Below are 20,428 nucleotides of genomic sequence, written 5' to 3' on the forward strand. Positions count from 1 at the left end.
GCATCGTGATGATCCGGGACAACGTGGTATGGGGCTTCAGCGGCTGCGGCAGCGTCACCGAGAAGAAGAGCGGCCCGGCCCTGGCCAACACGCCGGGCTCACGGGTGGCGGCGGTCATGCGCCGCAATGCGGCGTTGGCCGAGGATTATGCGCGGCGCCATGCGATTCCCCGCTGGTACGCGGACGCCGATGCACTCATCGCCGACCCGGAAGTGAACGCGATCTACGTTGCGACGCCGCCCTCCACGCACATGCACTACGCGTTGCAGGCGATTGCCGCGGGCAAGCCGGTCTACATCGAAAAGCCGATGGCCATGGATCACGCGGAATGCGAACGCGTGCTGGAGGCCAGCGCGCGCAGTGGCGTGCCGGTGTTCGTGGCCTACTACCGTCGCGCCCTGCCCCGCTTCGCGCAGGTGAAGCAGCTGCTGGACAGCGGCACGATCGGCACGCCGCGCAGCGTGCGCGCCACCCTGCACCGGCCGCATTCGGCGAAGGCTGCATCGCCGGACTTCTGGCGGACCAACCCGGCGATCGCCGGCGGCGGGCTGTTCGTCGATCTGGGCTCGCACACCCTGGACCTACTGGATCATCTGCTGGGGCCGCTGAGCGATGTGCGTGGCCTGGCCAGCTCGTTGACCGGCGCCTACGCCGCCGAGGACAGCGTCTCGATGTGCTTCCGCACCGGGACGGGGGCGCACGGCATCGCGCAATGGAGTTTCTGCGCGTTCCGCCGCCAGGATGAAATCGAAATCACCGGCGATCGCGGACAACTGCGCTTTGCCACCTTCGAGGACGTTCCGGTGGTTCTGGAGACGGAAGCGGGCGTGCAGGCGTTCGACATCCCGAACCCGCCGTCGATCCAGCAGCCGTTGATCGCCACTCTGGTGGACGAGCTGCGCGGCAACGGCCACTCGCCATCGAACGGCATCAGCGCCGCCCGCACCAGTGCGGTGATCGACCAGGTGCTGCAGGCCTACCGCACACGGCACTCGCGCTGACTGCCAAAGCAGAAGGCCGCCTTTCGGCGGCCTCCTGCTTTGCAGCGTCGGGCATTACAGGATGTAGCGGCTCAGGTCCGGGTCCTGCACCAGCTCACCCAGGTGCGCATCGACATAAGCACTATCGATGGCCAGGGTTTCGCCGTCGCGGTCCGGTGCCTCGTAGCTGAGCGAATCCAACAGGCGCTCCAGTACGGTGTGCAGGCGACGGGCACCGATGTTCTCCTGGCGCTCGTTCACCTGGAAGGCGATCTCGGCCAGACGATCAATAGCATCGGCAGTGAAGCTGACCTTGACGCCTTCGGTGGCCAGCAGCGCTTCGTACTGCTTGGTCAGCGCGGCCTTCGGCTCGGTCAGGATACGCACGAAATCACCCTTGCTCAGCGCACCCAGCTCCACGCGGATCGGGAAGCGGCCCTGCAGCTCCGGAATCAGATCGCTGGGCTTGGCCAGGTGGAACGCGCCCGAAGCAATGAACAGGATGTGGTCGGTCTTGATCGTGCCGTACTTGGTCGACACGTTGGAGCCTTCCACCAGCGGCAGCAGGTCGCGCTGCACGCCTTCGCGCGAGACGTCGCCACCACCCACGTTGTCACCACGCTTGGCAACCTTGTCGATCTCGTCGATGAAGACGATGCCGTGCTGCTCGCAGGCCTCGATCGCGGCAGTGCGGATGTCGTCCTCGTTGACCAGCTTGCCGGCTTCTTCCTCGATCAGCAGCGGACGCGCGGCCTTGATGGTCAGCGTGCGCTTGTGCGCCTTGGCGCCGCCGCCGAGGTTGGCGAACATCGACTTCAGCTGCTGGCCCATTTCCTCCATGCCCGGCGGGGTCATGATGTCCATGCTGACGTTGGCAGCCAGGTCGAGCTCGATCTCGCGTTCGTCCAGCTCACCGTTGCGCAGCATCTTGCGGAACTTGATGCGGGTCTCGTTGTCCTGCGCCGACGGTTCGTTACGGGCGACTTCCGGATCGAAGCCGATGCCACCGCTTCGGCGCGGCAGCAGCGCATCGAGGATGCGGTCTTCGGCGCGTTCTTCGGCCTGGGTACGCACGCGCACCTTGGCCTGTTCGCGGTACAGCTTGACCGCGGTATCGGCCAGGTCGCGGATGATCTGCTCAACGTCCTTGCCGACGTAGCCGACTTCGGTGAAGCGGGTGGCTTCAACCTTGACGAACGGCGCGTTGGCCAGGGTGGCCAGTCGACGCGCGATCTCGGTCTTGCCGACGCCGGTCGGGCCGATCATCAGGATGTTCTTCGGCATCACTTCATTGCGCAGCTCGGGCACCAGCTGCATGCGGCGCCAGCGGTTGCGCAGGGCAATGGCCACGGCGCGCTTGGCGTCGTGCTGGCCCACGATATGCCGGTCCAGTTCCTGCACGATCTCGCGCGGGGTCATGGTGGCGGAGGAAACTTCGATCTTCGACATGGATGTGCTCACGGATTCATTGTCGGTAGTGCCGGCCACTGGCCGGCAACCAGGCACGCGTGCGGGGGATCATGAGGTTGCCGGCCAGCGGCCGGCACGCCCCTCACAGCTCCTCGACCACCACGTTGCGGTTGGTGTAGATGCAGATGTCGCCGGCAATGCCGATCGCTTCGCTGGCAATGGTGCGCGCATCCAGTTCGGTGTGCGCCATCAGTGCGCGCGCGGCCGACAGTGCATAGGAACCACCGGAACCGATGGCGATGATGCCGTCCTCCGGCTCGATCACATCACCGGTGCCGCTGATGATCAGCGAGGTTTCCTTGTCGGCCACTGCCAGCAGGGCCTCGAGCTTGCCGAGGCGGCGCTCGGTGCGCCAATCCTTGGCCAGTTCGACCGCAGCGCGCTGCAGCTGGCCGTGCTTTTCCAGCTTGGCCTCGAACAGCTCGAACAGGGTGAAGGCATCGGCGGCGGCACCGGCGAAGCCGGCCAGCACCTGACCGTCTCGGCCGAGGCGGCGCACCTTGCGCGCATTGCCCTTCATCACGGTGTGGCCCAGCGTGACCTGGCCGTCGCCGGCAATGGCCACGTGCTCGCCGCGACGGACGCAGACGATGGTGGTGGCGTGGAAAACGTTGGGATTCTGACTGGGGTCCATGCGGCCTCCGATAGCTGTTCCCGGGACATGGGGACAGCGCCGGGTGCGATCAAGCCTGTGCGGATGGCTGCCGTTCAGCGCTTGGCGGCGCCCCATGGGAAGAGGGCGCCCTTTTAACGAGCGCATCGCAATGCGCGCGGCCCCCGCCGCCCGAACGTGGAACGCCTGCCGTTCAGCGCTTGGCCTGCGACGGCCGGTCCGGATTCGGCTCGATGCCCCAGGCGAGGTACCAGTCTTCACCCTGCGTCTCGATCGGGTGCTGGGTGCGGCCGGAGCCATTGCCGCAGGCCAGCGCGTCAGCCGCGCAGTAGCGGTCGCAGCCCCAGCAGATGCGCTCGGGATGCCTGGGGTGCAGCGGAATGGGCTTCGCCATGGTGGCGGGTTCCTCGTGGCCTGCGGCCACGATGCGCCGGTAGCGCCCGCCCTGCCCTGATCCAGATCAAGGGCGGTCTATTCAGCCTTGTCGTCCTTGCTGCGACGCTTCGCACGTGGATGCGCGGCGTCGTAGACCTTGGCCAGGTGCTGGAAATCAAGGTGGGTGTAGATCTGGGTGGTTGCGATGTCGGCATGGCCAAGCAGTTCCTGCACACCGCGCAGGTCGCCGGACGATTCCAGGATGTGGCTGGCGAAACTGTGACGCAGCATGTGCGGGTGCACGTGCTTGAACAGGCCCTGGCGCTGCGCCAGCTGGCGGATGCGGATCTGCACCGCGCGTTGGCTGATCGGTCCGTTGCGGCCGGGAAACACCGGCGAGGCCGGGCCGCCGCCGCTTTCCGCACGCCACGCCTGCAGTGCTTCGCGCGCCGGCCGGCCGAACGGTACCCGGCGCTGGCGGTTGCCCTTGCCCAGCACGTTGACCAGGCCGCTGTCGAAATCCAGATCCCGCCAGGTCAGCGCGCAGACTTCGCTCAGGCGCAGGCCAGAGGAATAGAACAGTTCCAGCAGCGCGCGGTCACGGCGGCCGAGCTCACCTTCCGGTTCCAGCTCGACCAGCTGCACGGCTTCGTCGGCGTCAAGCACCTGCGGCAACCGGCGCGGCGCACGCGGCGCCTTCAGCGTCGCCGCCGGGCTGACCTCGATGCGTCCATGCTTCAACAGCCAGGCGTAGAAGCTGCGGCAGGCCGACAAGCGGCGCTGCAGGCTCTTGGCTGACAGGCCTCTGCGGTGCTCGTCGGCAACGAACTGGCGCAGCGCCTCGGCATCGAGTGCGTCCACCGCAACACCGCGCGGCTCGGCCCAGACCGACAACGCGTCCAGGTCACGGCGGTAGGCATCGAGCGTATGCGCCGACATCCGCCGCTCCACCTGCAGGTGCTGCAGGAAAGCCTGAACCGCGCTCATCGTCGTGTCCTGCTCAGCCCGGGAAGCGCTTCAGGCCGGTGGCCAGGGCATCACCCATCATGCGCAGGAACAGCGTGCCCATGCCCGGGTAGAAGCGGTTCGGATCGTGGCTGCCGACCGCGATCAGGCCCACGCCCGGCAGCGGCAACAGTGCGGTGGTCTGCACTTCCTCACTGCGCACCCCGTACAGCACGGCGTTCTTTTCCGGCTGCAGGCGGCCGCAGATCGGCTCGCCGTCCTTCAGGCAGTCGCGGAACGGGCCCAGCTGCGCATCATCGGCGGCGATCACCTGCAGCCAGTCGGCCTGTTCCAGCCCGGCCACCGGTGTATGCACCACCAATCGCACCAGGTCGCCGGCGAAATCTTCCTGCAGCGAGGCAGCCATCGCACGCAGGGTGTCGGCGGCGTTGTCCTGCTTCATCAGCGCCAGGGTCAGCTGATGCGTGCGCACTGCCAGGCGTTCATTGACCTGGGCGGTGGCACCCAGATCGGCCAACCGTCGTGCCAGCTCGCGGTTCTTCTCGCGCAGCACTTCCAGCTGGTAGCTGGCCAGCGACGCGGTCGGGCCGTCGTCGCGTGGCACCACCAGGGTCAGGGCCAGGTCCGGGAACTGCTTGAGGAAGCCGGGATGTCGCCGCAACCACGCAGCGACTTCATGGGCCCCGAGCTTGTCGACGGTTTCGGTCATGCGATCCACTCCCCTTCGAAGACGAATGCGGTCGGGCCGGCCATCACCACCGGCTGGCCATCGCCCGGCCACTGGATGCGCAGGTCACCCCCGGGCAGGCTGATGCGCGCATCGCGCTGCAGGCGGCCACGCTGCATCAGGGTCACCGCAGCGGCGCAGGCGCCGCTGCCGCAGGCCAGGGTTTCGCCGACGCCACGTTCATTCACACGCAGACGTGCATGCGCCGGGCCCATCACCTGGGCAAAACCCACGTTCACCGAGCGCGGGAACGAGGCATGCTGCTGCAGCAGCGAACCGACGCGCTCGACCGGTGCTGCATCGATCAGGCCCACTTCGATCACCGCGTGCGGATTGCCCATCGACACCGCGGCGAAGCGTATGCTCTCGCCCTGCAACGGCAGCAGGTACTCCTCGCGTGCATGGGCGAAGCCCACCAGCGGCACGTTGACCGGCTCGAACGCAGGCACGCCCATGGTCACCGCGAACTGGCCATCGCCCAGGGCCTTCACCTCATGACTGGCCAGCGGGCTGTCGATGACGAACTGATCCCCCTGCGCACTGCCCTCACGCACCAGCCAGGCCGCGATGCAGCGCGCGCCGTTGCCGCACTGCTCGGAGTTGGAACCGTCGGCATTCCAGATGCGGTACGACGCCACCGAGCCTTCCGCGCGCGGCGCTTCGATAGTCAGGATCTGATCGCAGCCGACGCCGGTGTGGCGGTCGGCCAGGCGCGCGGCCAGTTCAGGCGTGGGCGGCGCAGTGCCGTCACGCAGGTCGATCACTACGAAATCATTGCCCGCGCCATGCATCTTGCTGAAGCGCAGCGCCTTGGAACCGGCCTTACTCATTCCCGCCGCCCACCTTCTTCGCAGGTGCAGGCGCCGGTTGCGTGGTCGGTGCAGCCGGGTCCACGGTCGTGGCCGGCGTGGCGCTGCCTTCGGTCTGCGCCGGGGTCGCTTCAGTAGCGGGCTCGGCAACCGGTTCGACGGTTTCTTCCACCGGCACCGGCTTCTGCGGCAGTACCAGCGGGCCCTTGTTGCCGCAAGCGGCGAGGAGCAGCAGCGAGGCCGCTGCCAGCGGAATCAGGATGGCGTTTCGATGGGGGATCTTCATGCCCCGAGTATAGCCATTGGCGGCTGAGCGGTTGGTGCAGGGGATCGGGTTGCCGGCCAGCGGCCGGCACCACCGCAGGCGTTCAATCTGCAGGCGGCGGCAGCGGCCGGGTCCACAGCCAGATCGCCACCACGGTCATGCTGCCGATCGAGAACCACTTCACCCAGGCGATCGGCACGCACCACAGCATGATGCCGGCGCACACTGCCATGGTGATCGTGGCCATCCACTTGCCGTAGCGGCTGACCGCCCCGTGTGCCTGCCAGTTGGCAATGGCCGGGCCGAAGCGCGGGTGCTGCAGCAGCCAGTTGTGCAGGCGCTCGGAACCACGCGAGGCAGCCCAGGCCGAGATCAGGATGAATACGGTGGTGGGAAGGCCCGGCACGAAGATGCCGACGATACCGGTGCCCAGGCTGACGTAGGCCAGCAGCCACCACGCCCAGCGGAAACGCACCACGCGCGGTGGCGTGGCAGCATCGCGGGATGCGGAGGGGTCGGGCTGGCTCATGGCCGCAAGGATACCGGTTCGGGATGCCAGGCAACGCCCGGCACCCCTGCACCATTACGGCTGGGCGATGCCCAGCTGCTGCAGCACGAACGCGTACGACTCGGACAGTTCACGGTAGCGCTGGAAGCGCCCCGACTTGCCGCCGTGGCCGGCTTCCATGTTGGTGCGGAACAGGATCGGGTAATGGCCGGTGTTGTCGTCACGCAGCTTGGCCACCCACTTGGCCGGCTCCCAGTACTGCACCTGCGAATCCCACAGGCCGGTGCCCACGAACAGCGCCGGGTACGCCTGCTGCTTCACGTTGTCGTAGGGCGAGTAGGACAGCATGTAGTCGTAATACTGCTTCTGCTCGGGGTTGCCCCACTCGTCGTATTCGTTGGTGGTCAGCGGAATGGTCGGGTCGAGCATGGTGGTGACCACGTCGACAAACGGTACCTGCGCCACCATCACCCGGTAGTCCTGCGGCGCCTGGTTGGCCACGGCGCCCATCAGCAGGCCACCGGCGCTGCCGCCGGACGCGGCGACGCGATCCTTCGCCGCCCAGCCCTGTGCGACCAGGCCGCGGGTGACGTCGATGAAGTCGTTGAAGGTGTTCTGCTTGTGCAGCAGTTTGCCGTTCTCGTACCAGTCGCGGCCCATCTCCTGGCCGCCACGGATATGGGCGATGGCATACACCACGCCACGATCGAGCAGGCTCACCGCGGTCTGGTTGAAGTACGGATCCATCGACATGCCGTAGCTGCCATAGGCGTACTGGAACAGCGCGCCCTTGCCGTCCTTCTGGTAGCCCTTGCGGTAGACCAGCGACACCGGCACCTTCACGCCATCGCGTGCGGTGATCCAGACACGATCGGTTTCGTACTTCGACGCGTCATAGCCGATCACCGGCTGCACCTTCAGCTGGCGACGCTCGCCGGTGGCGGTGTTCAGCTCGAACACGGTGGTGGGGGTGGTCATCGAGGTGTAGACGTAGCGCAGCCACGGCGTATCGGCCTCGGTGTTGTCGCCCAGGCCCATCGAGTACGCCGGCTCATCGGCCTTCACGTAGTCGCTGCGGCCATCCTTGAACAGCAGGCGGATGCGTTCCAGGCCCTCGGAACGTTCGGCGATGGCGGTGTACGCATCGAACAGCTCGAAGCCTTCGATGAACACCGCATCGTCATGCGCGATCCAGTCCTTCCACTGTGCGCGCGAGGTCGCATCGGTCGGTGCGGTGACCAGCTTGAAGTTCTTCGCACCGTCGTTGGTGCGGATCACCCAGCGGCCGTCGTAGTGGTCAGCGTCGTACTCCACATCGCGCTGGCGCGGCGCCAGTACGGTGAACGTGGTCGGGTCGCTGGCCGGCGCGTAGCGCTCTTCCGAGGACACAGTGCTGTGCACGCCGATGGTGATGAAGCGATCGTCGCGGGTGCGGCCGATGCCCATGTAGAAGCTGTCGTCCTTCTCTTCGTAGACGACGGTGTCGGCACTGGCCGGGGTGCCCAGCACGTGCTTCTTCACGCGTACGGTCAGCAGCGTTTCCGGATCGTTCTCGACATACAGCACGGTGCGGTTGTCGTCGGCCCAGACCAGGTCGCCGGAGCTGCCGGTGATCACATCGGGCAGCACCTTGCCGGTAGCCAGGTCCTTGAAGCGGATGGTGTACTGGCGGCGACCGACATCGTCATCGGCCCAGGCCAGCAGCTGGTTGTCCTGGCTGACTTCCATCGAGCCGACGCTGAAGTAGCCCTTGCCGGCGGCCATCGTGTTGACGTCCAGCAGGATTTCCTCGGCGGCATCCATGCTGCCCTTGCGGCGTGCGTGGATCGGGTAGTCCTGGCCGGTCTCGAAGCGGCTGTAGTACCAGTAGCCACGCTCGCGTGCCGGCACACTGGAATCGTCCTGCTTGATGCGGCCGACGATCTCCTTGTACAGGGTGTCTTCCAGCGGCTTCAGCGGCGCCAGCAACTGGTCGGCGTAGGCATTCTCGGCCTGCAGGTAGGCCAGCATGTCCTTGTTCTCGCGCTTGTCGTCGCGCAGCCAGTAATAGTCGTCGTTGCGGGTCGCGCCGAACGGCGCCTTGACCACATGCGGATGCTTGGCGGCATCCGGCGGAACGGGCGGCGTGGCGGCGGTGGCAGTGGTGGTCATCAGGCTCGCAAGCAACAGGCAGAGGGTGGATTTCATGAGATAAGGCTCCTTGAGCCGCAATGCAATGGCGTCCTTGTGCTCGAGTCTGGGTTGCAGGAGGGTTGCGGGCAACCCTGCGGATCGTCATGGGTCGTGCTGGCCGCTGGCCGGCAACCCCGGGATAAACAGAGGCGGGTGATTGCCGGCCAGCGGCCGGCACGACCAGGACGCGCGGCGTACCATGGGCACATGAGTACCCCGCCCCACACGCCGGGCTACAGCCGGCGCAGCCATGAAATCGCTCCGTTCCACGTGATGTCCCTGCTGGCCCGCGCGCAGGCGCTGGAACAGGCGGGCCACGATGTGATCCACCTGGAAATCGGCGAACCGGACTTCACCACGGCCGAACCGGTCGTGCGTGCCGGCCAGGCCGCATTGGCCGCCGGCCATACCCGCTACACCGCCGCACGTGGCCTGCCGGCCCTGCGCCAGGCGATCAGTGGCTTCTATCGCAGCCACTACGGGCTGGATATCGATCCCGAACGCATCCTGGTCACTCCCGGCGGCTCCGGTGCGCTGCTGCTGGCCAGCAGCCTGCTGGTCGACCCCGGCCGCCACTGGCTGCTGGCCGACCCCGGCTACCCCTGCAACCGTCATTTCCTGCGCCTGGTGGAAGGCGGTGCACAGCTGGTGCCGGTCGGCCCGGACACCGCTTACCAGCTCACACCGTCGCTGGTGGAACAGCACTGGAATGCCGACAGCGTCGGCGCACTGGTGGCCTCCCCCGCCAATCCGACCGGCACCGTGCTGTCCGCCGACGAACTGGCGGCACTGTCGCAGGTCCTGCACGCGCGTGGCGGCCATCTGGTGGTGGACGAGATCTACCACGGCCTGACCTACGGCCTGGATGCACCCAGCGTGCTGCAGGTGGATGACAGCGCGTTCGTGCTGAACAGCTTCTCCAAATATTTCGGCATGACCGGCTGGCGGCTGGGTTGGCTGGTGGCGCCGCCGGCGGCGGTGCCGGACCTGGAAAAGCTGGCGCAGAACCTGTACATCAGCGCCTCAAGCATCGCCCAGCACGCCGCACTGGCCTGCTTCAGCGAGGAATCGATGGCGATCTTCGAACAGCGCCGCGAGGCGTTCCGCCAGCGCCGTGATTTCCTGCTGCCCGCGTTGCGCGAGCTGGGTTTCCGCATCGAAGTGGAACCGCAGGGTGCGTTCTACCTGTACGCCGACGTCAGCGCGTTCACCGATGACGCGCAGGCGTTCTGTGCGCACTTCCTGGAAACCGAGCACGTGGCGTTCACCCCGGGGCTGGATTTCGGTTTCCATCGCGCCAACCAGCATGTGCGCCTGGCCTATACCCAGGAAGTGCCGCGGCTGCAGGAGGCGGTGGCGCGGATTGCACGCGGGTTGAAGAGCTGGGGCGCCTGATCGATCTGCGCGAACGGCATCCACGCATGGCGTGGATCTATTGACCCAGCGCACGATACGTAGGTAGATCCACGCCATGCGTGGATACGTGAACCCAACGAAAAACGCCGCCCTGGGGCGGCGTTTTCCGTTCTGCTTACTTGCCGCCCAACCGCTCCCACAGGAAGCTGTAGGCCAGTGCGGACATGTGTGCGGCCTGCGCGTTGTTGGCTGCGCCGCCGTGGCCACCTTCGATGTTCTCGTAGTAGGTCACGTCCTTGCCGGCGTCGATCATCTTCGCCGCCATCTTGCGGGCATGACCCGGGTGCACGCGGTCATCGCGGGTGGAGGTGGTGAACAGCACCGGCGGGTAGTTCTTCTTCTCGTTGAACAGATGATACGGCGAGAAGGTCTTGATGAACTCCCAGTCGCTGGTATCCGGGTTGCCGTACTCGGCCATCCACGAGGCACCGGCCAACAGGTGGCTGTAGCGCTTCATGTCCAGCAGCGGCACCTGCACCACCACTGCACCGAACAGCTCCGGGTACTGGGTCAGCATGTTGCCGGTCAGCAGGCCACCGTTGCTGCCACCTTGGACGCCCAGGTGCTTGGCACTGGTGATCTTGCGCTTGACCAGATCGCGCGCCACCGCAGCCATGTCTTCATAGGCCTTGTGACGGTTCTGCTTCAGCGCGGCCTGGTGCCAGCGCGGGCCGTACTCGCCACCACCACGGATGTTGGCGACCACGTACACACCGCCTTTCTCCAGCCAGGCGCGGCCCATGCCACCTGAGTAATTCGGGGTCAGCGAGATCTCGAAGCCACCATAGCCGTACAGCAGGGTCGGGTTGGATCCGTCCAGCTTCATTGCCTTGTCGTGCACCACGAAGTACGGCACGCGGGTGCCATCCTTGCTGGTGGCGAAGTGCTGCTCGATCACCTTGCCCTTGGCATCGAAGAAGGCCGGCATGGTCTTCAACGTTTCCGGCGCCTGGCCGATCTCGGCCAGAGCCAGCGTGGTCGGGGTCAGGTAGTCGGTGGCGGTCAGCCACACCGCATCGCTGTCGTTGCTGTCCACTGCGCCCACCGCCAGCGTGCCAAAGGCCGGCGCGCCGACGAAGCGGCTGGTCTGCCAGCCATCGGCGCCCGGGGTCAGCACCGACAGGCGGTTCTTGACGTCATCCAGCACGTTCAGCACCAGGTGGCTCTTGGTCCAGGTGGCGCCGGCCAGCGAGGTGGTCGCGGTCGGGGTGAACAGCACCTCGAAGTCGCGCTTGCCGGCCAGGTAGTCATCCAGCTTGGTGGCCAGCAGCGAACCGGACGCGTAGGTCTTGCCGCCCACGGTCCACGGATCGCGCAGTTCCAGGGTCAGCCACTGTTTGTGCAGGCCCTTCTCGGCCGAGTTCGGCGCGTCGATCTTGGTCAGCGTGCCATCGTCGCCACGCAGGTAGAGCTCGTTGTTGTAGAACGCCAGCGTGCGGCTGACCAGGTTGCGCTCGAAGCCCGGGGTGTCATCGTGCATCGCCGCGATGTACATGTCCTCCGGCTTGCCTTCGTACACCACGGTGGCCGAGGTCATCGGCGTGCCGCGCTTCCACAGCTTGGCCACGCGCGGGTAGCCGGAGGTGGTCATCGAGCCCGCACCGAAGTCGGTGTAGACGAACACGGTGTCGCGGTCGACCCAGTTGAGGCCGCCCTTGGACTCGGGACGGAAGAAGCCGTCCTTGATCCAGGTCTTGTTGGCCAGGTCGAACTCACGGGTGACGTCGGCGTCGGCGCCACCGCGCGACAGCGCGATCAGGCAGCGGCTGTAATCCGGGCGCAGGCAATCGGCGCCGTGCCAGACCCAGTTCTCACCCTCGGCCTTGTTCAGCGCATCCAGGTCGAGCACGGTTTCCCACTGCGGCGAGGCCTTGCGGTACTCGGCCAGGGTGGTGCGCCGCCACAGGCCGCGCTCGTGCTGCTGGTCCTTCCAGAAGTTGTAGTAGTAGTCGCCGATCTTCTGCACGCCGGGGATCTTGGCATCGGAGTCGAGCACCTCGCGGATGCTGGTCTCCATCTGCTTGAAGGCCGGGGTCTGCGCCAGGCGCGCCTCGGACTTGGCGTTCTGTTCCTTGACCCAGGTCAGCGGCTTGTCGCCGGTGACGTCTTCGAGCCAGGCGTAGCGATCGGTGTCTTCAGCGGCCACGGCGGTCCCCACCGAGGCAGCGGTCATCATGCCGGCCAGCAGGCAGGCGGAAGCGAGTCGAGACATTGCAGCTCCAGGCAGTCATAAGCCGTGGAACGCTAGCATGGATCGCCGCGGGCGCCCCCGTGTCGAAGGTCAGGCCGCGGCGGTGGAGCCGCGACGGCCTCGCGCCGCCCCGCCGCTACGGCGACGCGCCTGTCCACCGGTACGACGCGCCAGCCGCAGCCACGACAGGCGCGGCAACGGAAAGCGCAGCAACGCCCACCAGGCCACCAGCGGCATGCCCACCAGCCACATGGGTAGCCAGCCCAGCCAGGCACTGCTGCCGCGCGCGGCCGGCCAGACCAGTACCAGCGCCATACCGGCCAGGGCCAGCTGCTGCACGCTGCGCAGCAGGCGCGGGTCGGCACGCTCGAGAATGACGCGTTCAGTTGCAGAGCGGCGGACGGAACGTGCGTTCATGGGGCTTCTCCGGTGGACAATGCAACACAGCATGGGCAACCCCCTTCTCACAGGTTGCGACACCATTGACGGATCGCGTGCACACAGTCGACCATGCGCGTGCAAGCCCACTGGAGCCCGCTCCCGCATGACTTCGATCCGCCCGCTCTGCGCCGCGCTGCTGGCCCTTTCCCTGGCCGGCCCCGCCGTGGCCGCCAGTGAGCCGCCGTCGCCCCGTACCAGCGCCTCTGGTGCGGCTGCCCTGGACGCACCGATCGACCTGAAGCGCTTCATGGGTACCTGGTACGTGATCGGCCGCGTGCCGAACTTCATCGAACGTGGCCATGTCGCCAGCGTCAACGAGTACGAGTTGCGCGACGCGCACAAGGTCGGCATCACCTACCGCTACCGTGATGGCTTCGGCGAACCGCTGCAGGAAGTGCGTGCCCGCGCCAGCGTCGACCCGGACAGTGGCAACCACGGCTGGCGCACCTGGTTCTACCGCGTGGTGCCCACCCATTCGAGGGTGCTGGAAGTAGCGCCGGATTACTCGTGGGCACTGATCGGCTACCCGGGCCGCGAAATGGCCTGGATCTTCTCGCGTACGCCGGACATGGACAAAGCCCTGTACAAGGAGCTGGCCGAGCGCCTGCGTGACGAGTACGGCGTGAACACCGACAAGCTCAAGCGCGTGCCGCAGCACCCGGAGCAGGTCGGCAAGCTGGGCTACGAAGTACCGAACGTGCGTTGACTGGATTGTGGCCGCGGACCTCGGTCCGTGCGCCCCGAATTCACGCTGCCCGCGGCTGTACCCGTCGCTCGATCTCGCTGCGCGTTGGCAATGTCTTGAGGTCGTAGGCCGCCTGCATCGCAAGCCAGGACGCGGCATCCCCACCAAAATGTCGCGCCAGCCGTGCCGCGGTATCGGCCGAAATACTGCGCTCCCCGTGCACGATGGCGTGCAGCCGTGTTGCGGGAACATCCAAGGCCCTTGCCAGCGCGTTCACGCTCAACGCCAGAGGCATCAGGAACTCTTCGCGCAGGATCTCGCCAGGATGGATGGCGCGCATGCCGTTGTGGGGACGCTTCATGGCGGGCACCTCAGTGATAGTCAACAATTTCCACGGCATCGGCACCGTTGTCAGTCCAGGTAAAGCACAGCCGCCACTGGTCATTGATACGCAAGCTGTACTGCCCTCTCCGATCACCTGACAGCGCCTCGAGTCGGTTCCCGGGCGGGCTGCGCAGGAATGCCAACGTCTGTGCCGAGTCGAGCAGCTGCAGCTTGCGCTCGGCAGCCCGCCGGATCGAAAGCCAGGCACGTGGACAGGTTCCTTCAAACAGGGCACGGGTCTGCTTGCAGCGGAATGAACGGATCATTCCGTAAAACGTATTACGTTGAACGGAACATACCAAGGAACGGGGTGTGCTGCCAGTCCCAGTCTGGCGATATCGATTCCTGATGGGTGTGGCGGCTTCCAGAGCCTGGCGCTATGACAGGCACACTGTCGAAGTTCTGCAGGTTCTGCCGGCCAGCGGCCGGCACTGCCATTTCCAGGCAATGAGGTAGAGCCGGCCGCTGGCCGGCTGCCGCGATGCACCGGGCGACGCCGGGGGCAGCGCCCCGGCGCCTCGTCATTTGCGGCTGTAATGCGCGACCAGGCGGTCGCCGAGCATCTGCAGCAGCTGCACCAGAACCAACAGCAGGACCACGGTAACCAGGGCCACGTCGGTGTGCGAACGCTGGTAGCCATCGCGGAACGCCAGGTCACCAAGGCCGCCGGAACCAATCGCGCCGCCCATCGCGGTGAAACCGATCAGCGCCACGGTGGTGACCGTCGCACCGGCGATCAGGCCGGGGCGCGCCTCGGGCAGCAGCACGCGGGTGACCAGCTGCCAGGTGGTGGCACCCATCGACTGGGTCGCTTCGATCACGCCACGGTCCACTTCGCGCAGTGCGGTTTCGACCAGGCGCGCGTAGAACGGCGCGGCACCGATCACCAGCGGCACGATCGCACCGCGTACCCCCAGCGACGTCCCCATCAGGAACAGGGTGACCGGGATCAGCACGATCATCAGGATGATGAAAGGCACCGAGCGCAGCAGGTTCACCACCAGCGCCAGCACGCCGTAGGCGAACGGACGGCGCTTCATCTGCGGCGCGCCGAACAGGTACAGCAGCACGCCCAGCGGCAGGCCGATGGCCAGGGTCAGCGGCAGCGAACCGAGCAGCATCAGCAGGGTGTCGATGGTGGCCTGGCCGATGTCGGCCCACTTGCCCGCATCCAGGTGGCGGAAGAATCCGCCGGCAGTGGCGATGATCATCGACGCAGCTCCTCAACGTGCACGCCGGCAGCCACGAACGCGGCCTGCGCGGCGGACTGGTCACCGCCCACCAGGGCGACCACCAGCTGGCCATACGGGGTGTCCTTGATCCGGTCGATACGGCCGGACAGGATGTTGTAGTCGACCCCGGTCTCCCGCGCGACACTGCCGAGCAGGGGTTCGTAGGTGTCTCCGCCGAGGAAGGTCAGCCGCACGATGCGGCCACCGACGGCATCGAAATCACGATGCAGCGCGCCTTCATCCACGTGCTCCGATTCGCTGACGAAACGGCGCGTGGTCGGGTGCTGCGGATGCAGGAACACCCGGGTGACCGGCCCGGTCTCGACCATCTGGCCGGCGTCGAGCACGGCGACACGGTCGCAGACACGGCGGATCACATCCATCTCGTGGGTGATCAGCACGATGGTCAGGCCCAGCTCGCGATTGATCTTCGACAGCAGCGACAACACCGAGGCGGTGGTCTGCGGGTCCAGCGCACTGGTGGCCTCGTCGCACAGCAGGATCTGCGGGCGTGTCGCCAGCGCACGGGCGATGCCGACGCGCTGCTTCTGCCCACCGGACAGCTGTGCCGGGTACTTCTGCGCGTGCGCCTCCAGGCCCACGGTCTGCAGCAGCTCGGCCACGCGTGCATCGATCTCCGCCTTCGGCGTGCCCGCCAGCTCCAGCGGGAAGGCAACGTTGCCGGCCACCGTGCGCGAAGACAACAGGTTGAAGTGCTGGAAGATCATGCCGATGCGCCGGCGCAGCGCGCGCAGGCCGTCCGCATCCAGTGCGGTGACATCCTCGCCACCGATCAGCAGGCGACCACCGCTGGGCTCTTCCAGGCGGTTGATCATGCGGATCAGGGTCGACTTGCCGGCGCCGGAATGGCCGATGATGCCGAATACCTCACCGGCCTCGATGGTCAGGTCCAGCAGCTGCAGCGCGCTGACTGCGCGGCCGGCAACGGCATAGGATTTGTGCAGGCGCTGGAACTCGATCACGGGCGTGGCTCACCGGCTGGGTGACGGAAGGGGGCGTGCAGCCTACCAGCGCAAGCGGTCGCGCGCCCGCGCCATGGGCCAGAATGTTATTCCTTTTGGTTCTAAGTCGCCCGCACCCGGTAGTGTCGGCCGCTGGCCGGCACCTGCAGCGATCCCTCCGAGGCAAGGAGTTGCCGGCCAGCGGCCGGCACTACCCCGGCTCAGGGATGATCCAGCGGCTTCGGCGGTTCCTGCCGGTTCACCCGCTCACGGTGCAGCAGGTACAGCCCCGAGGCGACGATGATCGCCGCGCCCACCCAGGTATAGCTGTCCGGCAGCTGGCCCCAGAAGGCCAGGTCCCAGCCGATCACCCACACCAGGCCGCTGTACTCCAACGGCGCGATCATCGACGCCTCGCCCAGCTGGAATGCCTTGGTCAGGGCAATCTGGCCCAGCGCCCCAGCCAGACCCATGCCGGCGATCAGCGGCGCATGCGCCAGCTGCAGCGGCACCCAGCCGGGAAGGGCCAGCAGGCCGGCACCGATGGCCATGATCACCAGGAACCAGACCACCATCGACTGCGAGGTATCGGTGCGGGTGAGCAGGCTGACCGTGATCGCCGCCACGGCATACGCAGTGGCCGCGGCCAGCACCATCAGCCCCGGCACCGAAATGAAGCCGTCCACGCCCGGCCGCAGCACCACCAGCACGCCGACCAGGCCGATGCCGATGGCCACCCAGCGCCGCGGGCCAACCCGCTCACCCAGCAACGGCACCGACAGCGCGGCGATCAGCAGTGGGGCAACGAAATAGATGGTGTAGGTGGTGGACAGCGGCAGGTCACGCAGGGCGAACACGAAGCAGCCGATCATCGCCATGCCCAGCCCACCACGCAGCAGGTGCAGGCCCCAGCGGCGCGGGATCAGCGAGCGCGGGCCGGCGCTGACCAGCACCCAGACCAGCACGAACGGCAACGAAGCCGCACCACGCAGGAAGGTCACTTCCAGGGTCGGATAGCTGGCCGACAGCTGCTTCATGCCAGCATCCATCAGCGAGAAACAGGCGACCGCAGCGACCATCCAGGCCACCGCACGCGAAGGGGAGCGTTGCACATTCATGGCCCATTATCGCCGACAGCACCGGTTTGTAGAGTCGAGCTTGCTCGACTGGCCGTTTTGTAGAGTCGAGCTTGCTCGACTGCTCTTCACAAAGCCGCCGAGCATGGCTCGGCGCTACAAGGGAGGGAGCCAGTCGAGCATGGCTCGACTCTACAAAGCGGGCATGCAGGCCGGCACGATAGAATGGCCACCACTGAATCCTGCGGAGCCTCGCCCATGCCTTCCTTCGACGTCGTGTCCGAAGTCGACACCCACGAGCTGACCAACGCCATCGACCAGGCCAACCGCGAACTGGCCACCCGCTTCGACTTCAAGGGCGTGGACGCCAAGTTCGAACGCGATGGCGATGTCATCAACCAGACTGCGCCGACCGAGTTCCAGCTCAAGCAGATGAACGACATCCTGCGCGCACGCCTGGCCGCGCGCGGCATCGACGTGCTCAGCCTGGAGTTCGGCGACATCGAAACCAACCTGGCCCAGGCCCGGCAGAAGATCACCGTCAAGCAGGGCATCGAGCAGAAGATCGCCAAGAAGATCGCGGCGGCACTGAAGGACGCCAAGCTGAAGGTGGAAAGCCAGATCAACGGCGACAAGCTGCGCGTGCAGGGCAAGAAGCGCGACGATCTGCAGGACGCCATCGCCGTGCTCAAGGCCGGCAAGTTCGAGCTGCCGCTGCAGTTCAACAACTTCCGCGACTGATGCCCCCGCCGGGCCCTGCCCGGTGGACTACGCGGTCAATCGCGCAGCAGCTTGTACAGCGTGGTGCGCGAGATTCCCAACTGGCGTGCGGCCAGGCTGAGGTTGCCGTCAGCGGCCTGGGCCGCGCGACGCGCGGCCTCACGCTGCTGGTCACGCAGCAGCGGCGCGCCTGGATCTGCCGGGGTGCTCCGCACAGTAGACCGGTGCGTCGCGCCCCGCGGCCCCTGCAGACGCTGCAGGTAGACCGCACTGCCCTCGCCCAGCCGGACCCGATGCGCTGCGCCCGGTTGCAGCAGCCGACGCCGTTGCGCCGCGCTGGCACCGGAAAACAGCGCTTCCAGACCCAGCAGCGGCAACGGCCCGCGCCGTGGCAGGCCCAGCAGGCGCCGTGCAACGCGGTTGGCTGCACGCAGCTGGCCATCCTCCTGCACCGCCAGCAGCCCCTGCAGCGGTGACGCCAGCCAGCGCGGATCATGTTGCACGGCCAGCAGGTGCACGTCAGTGAGGCTGTGGAACAAGCGATTTTCGCTAGCCAGCGCAGCCTGCCGGAAATAGCCCTGCAGCAGCGCGGGATCGCGCTCGCCAAGACCGGTGATGTCGATCACTCCGCAGACCCGACCGTCGAGATCGTGCAGTGGCTCGCTCAGGCAGAACACCGGCGCGAACCGCTGCAGGTAGTGTTCGTTGCCGCGCACCAGTGCCGGCACATCGTCGGCCAGGCTGACCGCTGGCGCGGTGGTGCCGATCTCGGTCTCGCCCAGCTGTCGCCCGACCTGGATCGGCCGCAGCAAGGGAGCATCTTCCAGCCCGTGGGCCTGCTGGGCGATCACCATGCCGTCGCAGTTGGCGCAGAACATCGTCCAGCCACGCCCACCGAAGGCCGCCCAGAGCTGTTCCAGCTCCGGCTGCACGCAACGCGCCAGGCGCCGGTCATCGGGATGGGACAGATGGCGGCCATCGCCCAGCAGCGGCCGATAGTCCGGCTCCTGCCCCGGCTGCAGGCCCGCCGCGCGCGAACGCAGCCATGACTGCTGCAGCGGCAGCGGCAACACGCCCAATGAGCGCGCATCGCCGTCGGCGAAAGCGGCACGTGCCGCCACCAGTTGTTGCTGCCCGACTGTCGTGGCCATCATGGACGCAGCGTACACCCGCCAGCGGCAACGCCATGTTACGTCTCGGCAACGGAGCGTTTCCGTTTCAAGACGCGTTCAAACAAAGGGGCAGAGCCGTTATGGAAAACGGATCTGCCCCATGCAGGCCAGCGGCCGGCACTACCAACAAGGGAAACTACGCCGCGATGCGCAGCACCGGCTTCAGGGTAATGCCACGGGTACTGTCTTCGGCGGCCTGGTTGATCTGTTCCAGCGGATAGAACTTCACCAGTTTGTCGAACGGGAAGCGTCCCTGCTGGAACAGGGTCACCAGCTGCGGAATGAACACCTGCGGCACACTGTCGCCCTCGACGATGCCGCGGATGCTGCGACCGCCGAGCAGCAGGTTGTTCACATCGAAACTGGCGGTGGTGCCCAGCTTCGGCGCACCGACCACGCCCATCATGCCCAGCCCACCCAGCGCCTCGACGCCAGCGGACAGAACGTCCGGACGACCGGTCGATTCCAGCGCGAAGTCAGCACCCCCACCCGTGATCGCACGCACCGCCTCGACCACATCGGTCTCCCGGCTGTTGACCACGTGGGTGGCCCCCAGCTCCAGAGCAAGCTCCAGGCGCGAAGGCACCACGTCGATGGCAATGATGGTGGTGGCCCCGGCCACCTTGGCCGCCATCACCGCGCTCAGGCCCACCGCACCGGCACCATAGCTTGCAAAGCTGCTGCCCGACCGCACCTGCAGCGAGTTGAGCACCGCACCGGCACCGGTCTGGATGCCGCACCCCAGCGGGCCCAGCAGTTCCAGTGGTGCGTCATCAGGCACCTTGATCGCATTGATCTCTCGGGCCAGCGCGTAGGTGGCAAACGAGGACTGGGCGAAGAAGTGATCGTGCAGCGGCTGGCCCTGCGCATCGGTGATCGCGGTATGGCCGTGGCCATCATCGCCACCGAAGTTCAGGGCGAAGAAATCCCTGCAGTAAGCACCGTGTCCACCCCGGCAGGGATTGCAGTGACCACAGGCGCCGTAGGTCAGCACCACGTGATCCCCCGCCTTGAGGTCGCGCACGTTCGGGCCAACCGCTTCGACGATGCCCGCCCCCTCATGGCCCAGCACCGCCGGCAGCGGCACCGGATAGTACTGATCGCGCACGATCAGGTCGGTATGGCACAGGCCGGTGGCCACCACCTTCACCAGCACCTCGTCGTCCTGCGGACCGCGCAGCGTCGCCTGCTCGATGACGAAGGGCTGCTCCTTGCCGCGTACCACGGCGGCGGTGATCTCACGCGTTGCGTTGTTGTCGTTCAT

Annotated in this window: 22 protein-coding genes; 4 read left to right on the plus strand and 18 right to left on the minus strand. The window is 66.7% G+C overall.

The features are described from left to right. Nucleotides 1-8: 8 nt before the first annotated feature. Nucleotides 9-1,001: a Gfo/Idh/MocA family protein gene (locus tag QRO95_RS03995; protein ID WP_285301759.1), complete on the plus strand. Its 993-nt coding sequence runs from the start codon at nt 9-11 to the stop codon at nt 999-1,001. A 54-nt stretch (nt 1,002-1,055) separates the two neighbouring features. On the opposite strand, the gene hslU is transcribed toward QRO95_RS03995, so the two are convergent. The 9 genes from hslU to QRO95_RS04040 form a co-directional block, all read right to left on the minus strand. Further along, a complete protein-coding gene (hslU, locus tag QRO95_RS04000; protein ID WP_014038532.1) occupies nt 1,056-2,429 on the minus strand; it encodes an ATP-dependent protease ATPase subunit HslU in 1,374 nt (457 codons plus the stop codon). Between the two features lie 103 nt (nt 2,430-2,532). Further along, nucleotides 2,533-3,084, minus strand: a complete 552-nt coding sequence (gene hslV / locus QRO95_RS04005; protein ID WP_005411093.1) for an ATP-dependent protease subunit HslV — start codon at nt 3,082-3,084, stop codon at nt 2,533-2,535. 172 nt (nt 3,085-3,256) lie between these two features. Then, a complete protein-coding gene (locus tag QRO95_RS04010) occupies nt 3,257-3,457 on the minus strand; it encodes a DUF3079 domain-containing protein (RefSeq protein WP_049421394.1) in 201 nt (66 codons plus the stop codon). Between the two features lie 77 nt (nt 3,458-3,534). Next, complete coding sequence (xerC, locus tag QRO95_RS04015) at nt 3,535-4,425, minus strand: tyrosine recombinase XerC (protein WP_032129012.1); 891 nt, start codon at nt 4,423-4,425, stop codon at nt 3,535-3,537. 13 nt (nt 4,426-4,438) lie between these two features. Further along, a complete protein-coding gene (locus tag QRO95_RS04020) occupies nt 4,439-5,113 on the minus strand; it encodes a DUF484 family protein (protein ID WP_032129013.1) in 675 nt (224 codons plus the stop codon). Next, the gene (dapF, locus tag QRO95_RS04025; protein WP_049399235.1) at nt 5,110-5,961 is read right to left on the minus strand and encodes a diaminopimelate epimerase; all 852 of its coding nucleotides are present in this window, start codon (nt 5,959-5,961) and stop codon (nt 5,110-5,112) included. The genes QRO95_RS04020 and dapF overlap by 4 nt, the downstream gene beginning before the upstream one ends. Beyond that, the gene (locus QRO95_RS04030) at nt 5,954-6,226 is read right to left on the minus strand and encodes an LPS translocon maturation chaperone LptM (RefSeq protein WP_049463223.1); all 273 of its coding nucleotides are present in this window, start codon (nt 6,224-6,226) and stop codon (nt 5,954-5,956) included. Before QRO95_RS04030 ends, dapF begins: the two co-directional genes overlap by 8 nt. Before the next feature lie 82 nt (nt 6,227-6,308). Continuing rightward, entirely contained in the window at nt 6,309-6,734 is a 426-nt protein-coding gene (locus QRO95_RS04035; RefSeq protein WP_049399233.1) for a YbaN family protein, read from the minus strand. A 54-nt stretch (nt 6,735-6,788) separates the two neighbouring features. Then, entirely contained in the window at nt 6,789-8,900 is a 2,112-nt protein-coding gene (locus QRO95_RS04040) for a S9 family peptidase (RefSeq protein ID WP_134951027.1), read from the minus strand. A 192-nt stretch (nt 8,901-9,092) separates the two neighbouring features. On the opposite strand from QRO95_RS04040, the gene QRO95_RS04045 reads away from it, so the two are divergent. Then, nucleotides 9,093-10,280: a pyridoxal phosphate-dependent aminotransferase gene (locus tag QRO95_RS04045; RefSeq protein WP_285301728.1), complete on the plus strand. Its 1,188-nt coding sequence runs from the start codon at nt 9,093-9,095 to the stop codon at nt 10,278-10,280. Nucleotides 10,281-10,416: 136 nt separating this feature from the next. Here the strand turns inward: QRO95_RS04045 and QRO95_RS04050 are convergent, their stop codons facing one another. Both QRO95_RS04050 and QRO95_RS04055 read right to left on the minus strand, forming a co-directional pair. Continuing rightward, nucleotides 10,417-12,513: a prolyl oligopeptidase family protein gene (locus QRO95_RS04050; RefSeq protein WP_197615758.1), complete on the minus strand. Its 2,097-nt coding sequence runs from the start codon at nt 12,511-12,513 to the stop codon at nt 10,417-10,419. A gap of 69 nt (nt 12,514-12,582) precedes the next feature. After that, nucleotides 12,583-12,909: a hypothetical protein gene (locus QRO95_RS04055; protein ID WP_049399225.1), complete on the minus strand. Its 327-nt coding sequence runs from the start codon at nt 12,907-12,909 to the stop codon at nt 12,583-12,585. A 127-nt stretch (nt 12,910-13,036) separates the two neighbouring features. Between QRO95_RS04055 and QRO95_RS04060 the strand changes: the two genes are divergently transcribed. Then, nucleotides 13,037-13,639: a lipocalin family protein gene (locus QRO95_RS04060; RefSeq protein ID WP_010481371.1), complete on the plus strand. Its 603-nt coding sequence runs from the start codon at nt 13,037-13,039 to the stop codon at nt 13,637-13,639. 40 nt (nt 13,640-13,679) lie between these two features. On the opposite strand, the gene QRO95_RS04065 is transcribed toward QRO95_RS04060, so the two are convergent. The 5 genes from QRO95_RS04065 to QRO95_RS04085 all read right to left on the minus strand — a co-directional run bounded on the left by QRO95_RS04065 (nt 13,680) and on the right by QRO95_RS04085 (nt 17,314). After that, entirely contained in the window at nt 13,680-13,979 is a 300-nt protein-coding gene (locus tag QRO95_RS04065; protein WP_049463234.1) for a HigA family addiction module antitoxin, read from the minus strand. 10 nt (nt 13,980-13,989) lie between these two features. Then, nucleotides 13,990-14,268: a type II toxin-antitoxin system RelE/ParE family toxin gene (locus QRO95_RS04070; protein WP_080356578.1), complete on the minus strand. Its 279-nt coding sequence runs from the start codon at nt 14,266-14,268 to the stop codon at nt 13,990-13,992. A 255-nt stretch (nt 14,269-14,523) separates the two neighbouring features. Beyond that, nucleotides 14,524-15,213, minus strand: a complete 690-nt coding sequence (locus QRO95_RS04075; RefSeq protein WP_032129021.1) for a methionine ABC transporter permease — start codon at nt 15,211-15,213, stop codon at nt 14,524-14,526. Beyond that, complete coding sequence (locus tag QRO95_RS04080) at nt 15,210-16,217, minus strand: methionine ABC transporter ATP-binding protein (RefSeq protein ID WP_285301730.1); 1,008 nt, start codon at nt 16,215-16,217, stop codon at nt 15,210-15,212. Before QRO95_RS04080 ends, QRO95_RS04075 begins: the two co-directional genes overlap by 4 nt. 200 nt (nt 16,218-16,417) lie before the next feature. Next, nucleotides 16,418-17,314, minus strand: a complete 897-nt coding sequence (locus tag QRO95_RS04085; RefSeq protein ID WP_285301731.1) for a DMT family transporter — start codon at nt 17,312-17,314, stop codon at nt 16,418-16,420. 216 nt (nt 17,315-17,530) lie between these two features. On the opposite strand from QRO95_RS04085, the gene QRO95_RS04090 reads away from it, so the two are divergent. Beyond that, on the plus strand, nt 17,531-18,013 hold the full coding sequence (locus tag QRO95_RS04090; RefSeq protein WP_006471121.1) for a YajQ family cyclic di-GMP-binding protein: 483 nt from the start codon (nt 17,531-17,533) through the stop codon (nt 18,011-18,013). A gap of 35 nt (nt 18,014-18,048) precedes the next feature. On the opposite strand, the gene QRO95_RS04095 is transcribed toward QRO95_RS04090, so the two are convergent. Next, entirely contained in the window at nt 18,049-19,143 is a 1,095-nt protein-coding gene (locus QRO95_RS04095; RefSeq protein WP_285301732.1) for a helix-turn-helix domain-containing protein, read from the minus strand. A 157-nt stretch (nt 19,144-19,300) separates the two neighbouring features. Continuing rightward, complete coding sequence (locus QRO95_RS04100; RefSeq protein WP_049399218.1) at nt 19,301-20,428, minus strand: NAD(P)-dependent alcohol dehydrogenase; 1,128 nt, start codon at nt 20,426-20,428, stop codon at nt 19,301-19,303.

Source organism: Stenotrophomonas maltophilia group sp. Smal13, from assembly GCF_030236855.1.
In the GTDB taxonomy this organism is placed as follows: Bacteria; Pseudomonadota; Gammaproteobacteria; order Xanthomonadales; family Xanthomonadaceae; genus Stenotrophomonas; species Stenotrophomonas maltophilia_A.

What these genes read in the sequence shown, in the direction of transcription:
- QRO95_RS03995 (WP_285301759.1), top strand. Translation starts at nt 9, where the DNA reads ATGATCCGGGACAACGTGGTATGGGGCTTCAGCGGCTGCGGCAGCGTC.
- hslU (WP_014038532.1), bottom strand. Translation starts at nt 2,429, where the DNA reads ATGTCGAAGATCGAAGTTTCCTCCGCCACCATGACCCCGCGCGAGATC.
- hslV (WP_005411093.1), bottom strand. Translation starts at nt 3,084, where the DNA reads ATGGACCCCAGTCAGAATCCCAACGTTTTCCACGCCACCACCATCGTC.
- QRO95_RS04010 (WP_049421394.1), bottom strand. Translation starts at nt 3,457, where the DNA reads ATGGCGAAGCCCATTCCGCTGCACCCCAGGCATCCCGAGCGCATCTGC.
- xerC (WP_032129012.1), bottom strand. Translation starts at nt 4,425, where the DNA reads ATGAGCGCGGTTCAGGCTTTCCTGCAGCACCTGCAGGTGGAGCGGCGG.
- QRO95_RS04020 (WP_032129013.1), bottom strand. Translation starts at nt 5,113, where the DNA reads ATGACCGAAACCGTCGACAAGCTCGGGGCCCATGAAGTCGCTGCGTGG.
- dapF (WP_049399235.1), bottom strand. Translation starts at nt 5,961, where the DNA reads ATGAGTAAGGCCGGTTCCAAGGCGCTGCGCTTCAGCAAGATGCATGGC.
- QRO95_RS04030 (WP_049463223.1), bottom strand. Translation starts at nt 6,226, where the DNA reads ATGAAGATCCCCCATCGAAACGCCATCCTGATTCCGCTGGCAGCGGCC.
- QRO95_RS04035 (WP_049399233.1), bottom strand. Translation starts at nt 6,734, where the DNA reads ATGAGCCAGCCCGACCCCTCCGCATCCCGCGATGCTGCCACGCCACCG.
- QRO95_RS04040 (WP_134951027.1), bottom strand. Translation starts at nt 8,900, where the DNA reads ATGAAATCCACCCTCTGCCTGTTGCTTGCGAGCCTGATGACCACCACT.
- QRO95_RS04045 (WP_285301728.1), top strand. Translation starts at nt 9,093, where the DNA reads ATGAGTACCCCGCCCCACACGCCGGGCTACAGCCGGCGCAGCCATGAA.
- QRO95_RS04050 (WP_197615758.1), bottom strand. Translation starts at nt 12,513, where the DNA reads ATGTCTCGACTCGCTTCCGCCTGCCTGCTGGCCGGCATGATGACCGCT.
- QRO95_RS04055 (WP_049399225.1), bottom strand. Translation starts at nt 12,909, where the DNA reads ATGAACGCACGTTCCGTCCGCCGCTCTGCAACTGAACGCGTCATTCTC.
- QRO95_RS04060 (WP_010481371.1), top strand. Translation starts at nt 13,037, where the DNA reads ATGACTTCGATCCGCCCGCTCTGCGCCGCGCTGCTGGCCCTTTCCCTG.
- QRO95_RS04065 (WP_049463234.1), bottom strand. Translation starts at nt 13,979, where the DNA reads ATGAAGCGTCCCCACAACGGCATGCGCGCCATCCATCCTGGCGAGATC.
- QRO95_RS04070 (WP_080356578.1), bottom strand. Translation starts at nt 14,268, where the DNA reads ATGATCCGTTCATTCCGCTGCAAGCAGACCCGTGCCCTGTTTGAAGGA.
- QRO95_RS04075 (WP_032129021.1), bottom strand. Translation starts at nt 15,213, where the DNA reads ATGATCATCGCCACTGCCGGCGGATTCTTCCGCCACCTGGATGCGGGC.
- QRO95_RS04085 (WP_285301731.1), bottom strand. Translation starts at nt 17,314, where the DNA reads ATGAATGTGCAACGCTCCCCTTCGCGTGCGGTGGCCTGGATGGTCGCT.
- QRO95_RS04090 (WP_006471121.1), top strand. Translation starts at nt 17,531, where the DNA reads ATGCCTTCCTTCGACGTCGTGTCCGAAGTCGACACCCACGAGCTGACC.
- QRO95_RS04095 (WP_285301732.1), bottom strand. Translation starts at nt 19,143, where the DNA reads ATGGCCACGACAGTCGGGCAGCAACAACTGGTGGCGGCACGTGCCGCT.
- QRO95_RS04100 (WP_049399218.1), bottom strand. Translation starts at nt 20,428, where the DNA reads ATGAACGACAACAACGCAACGCGTGAGATCACCGCCGCCGTGGTACGC.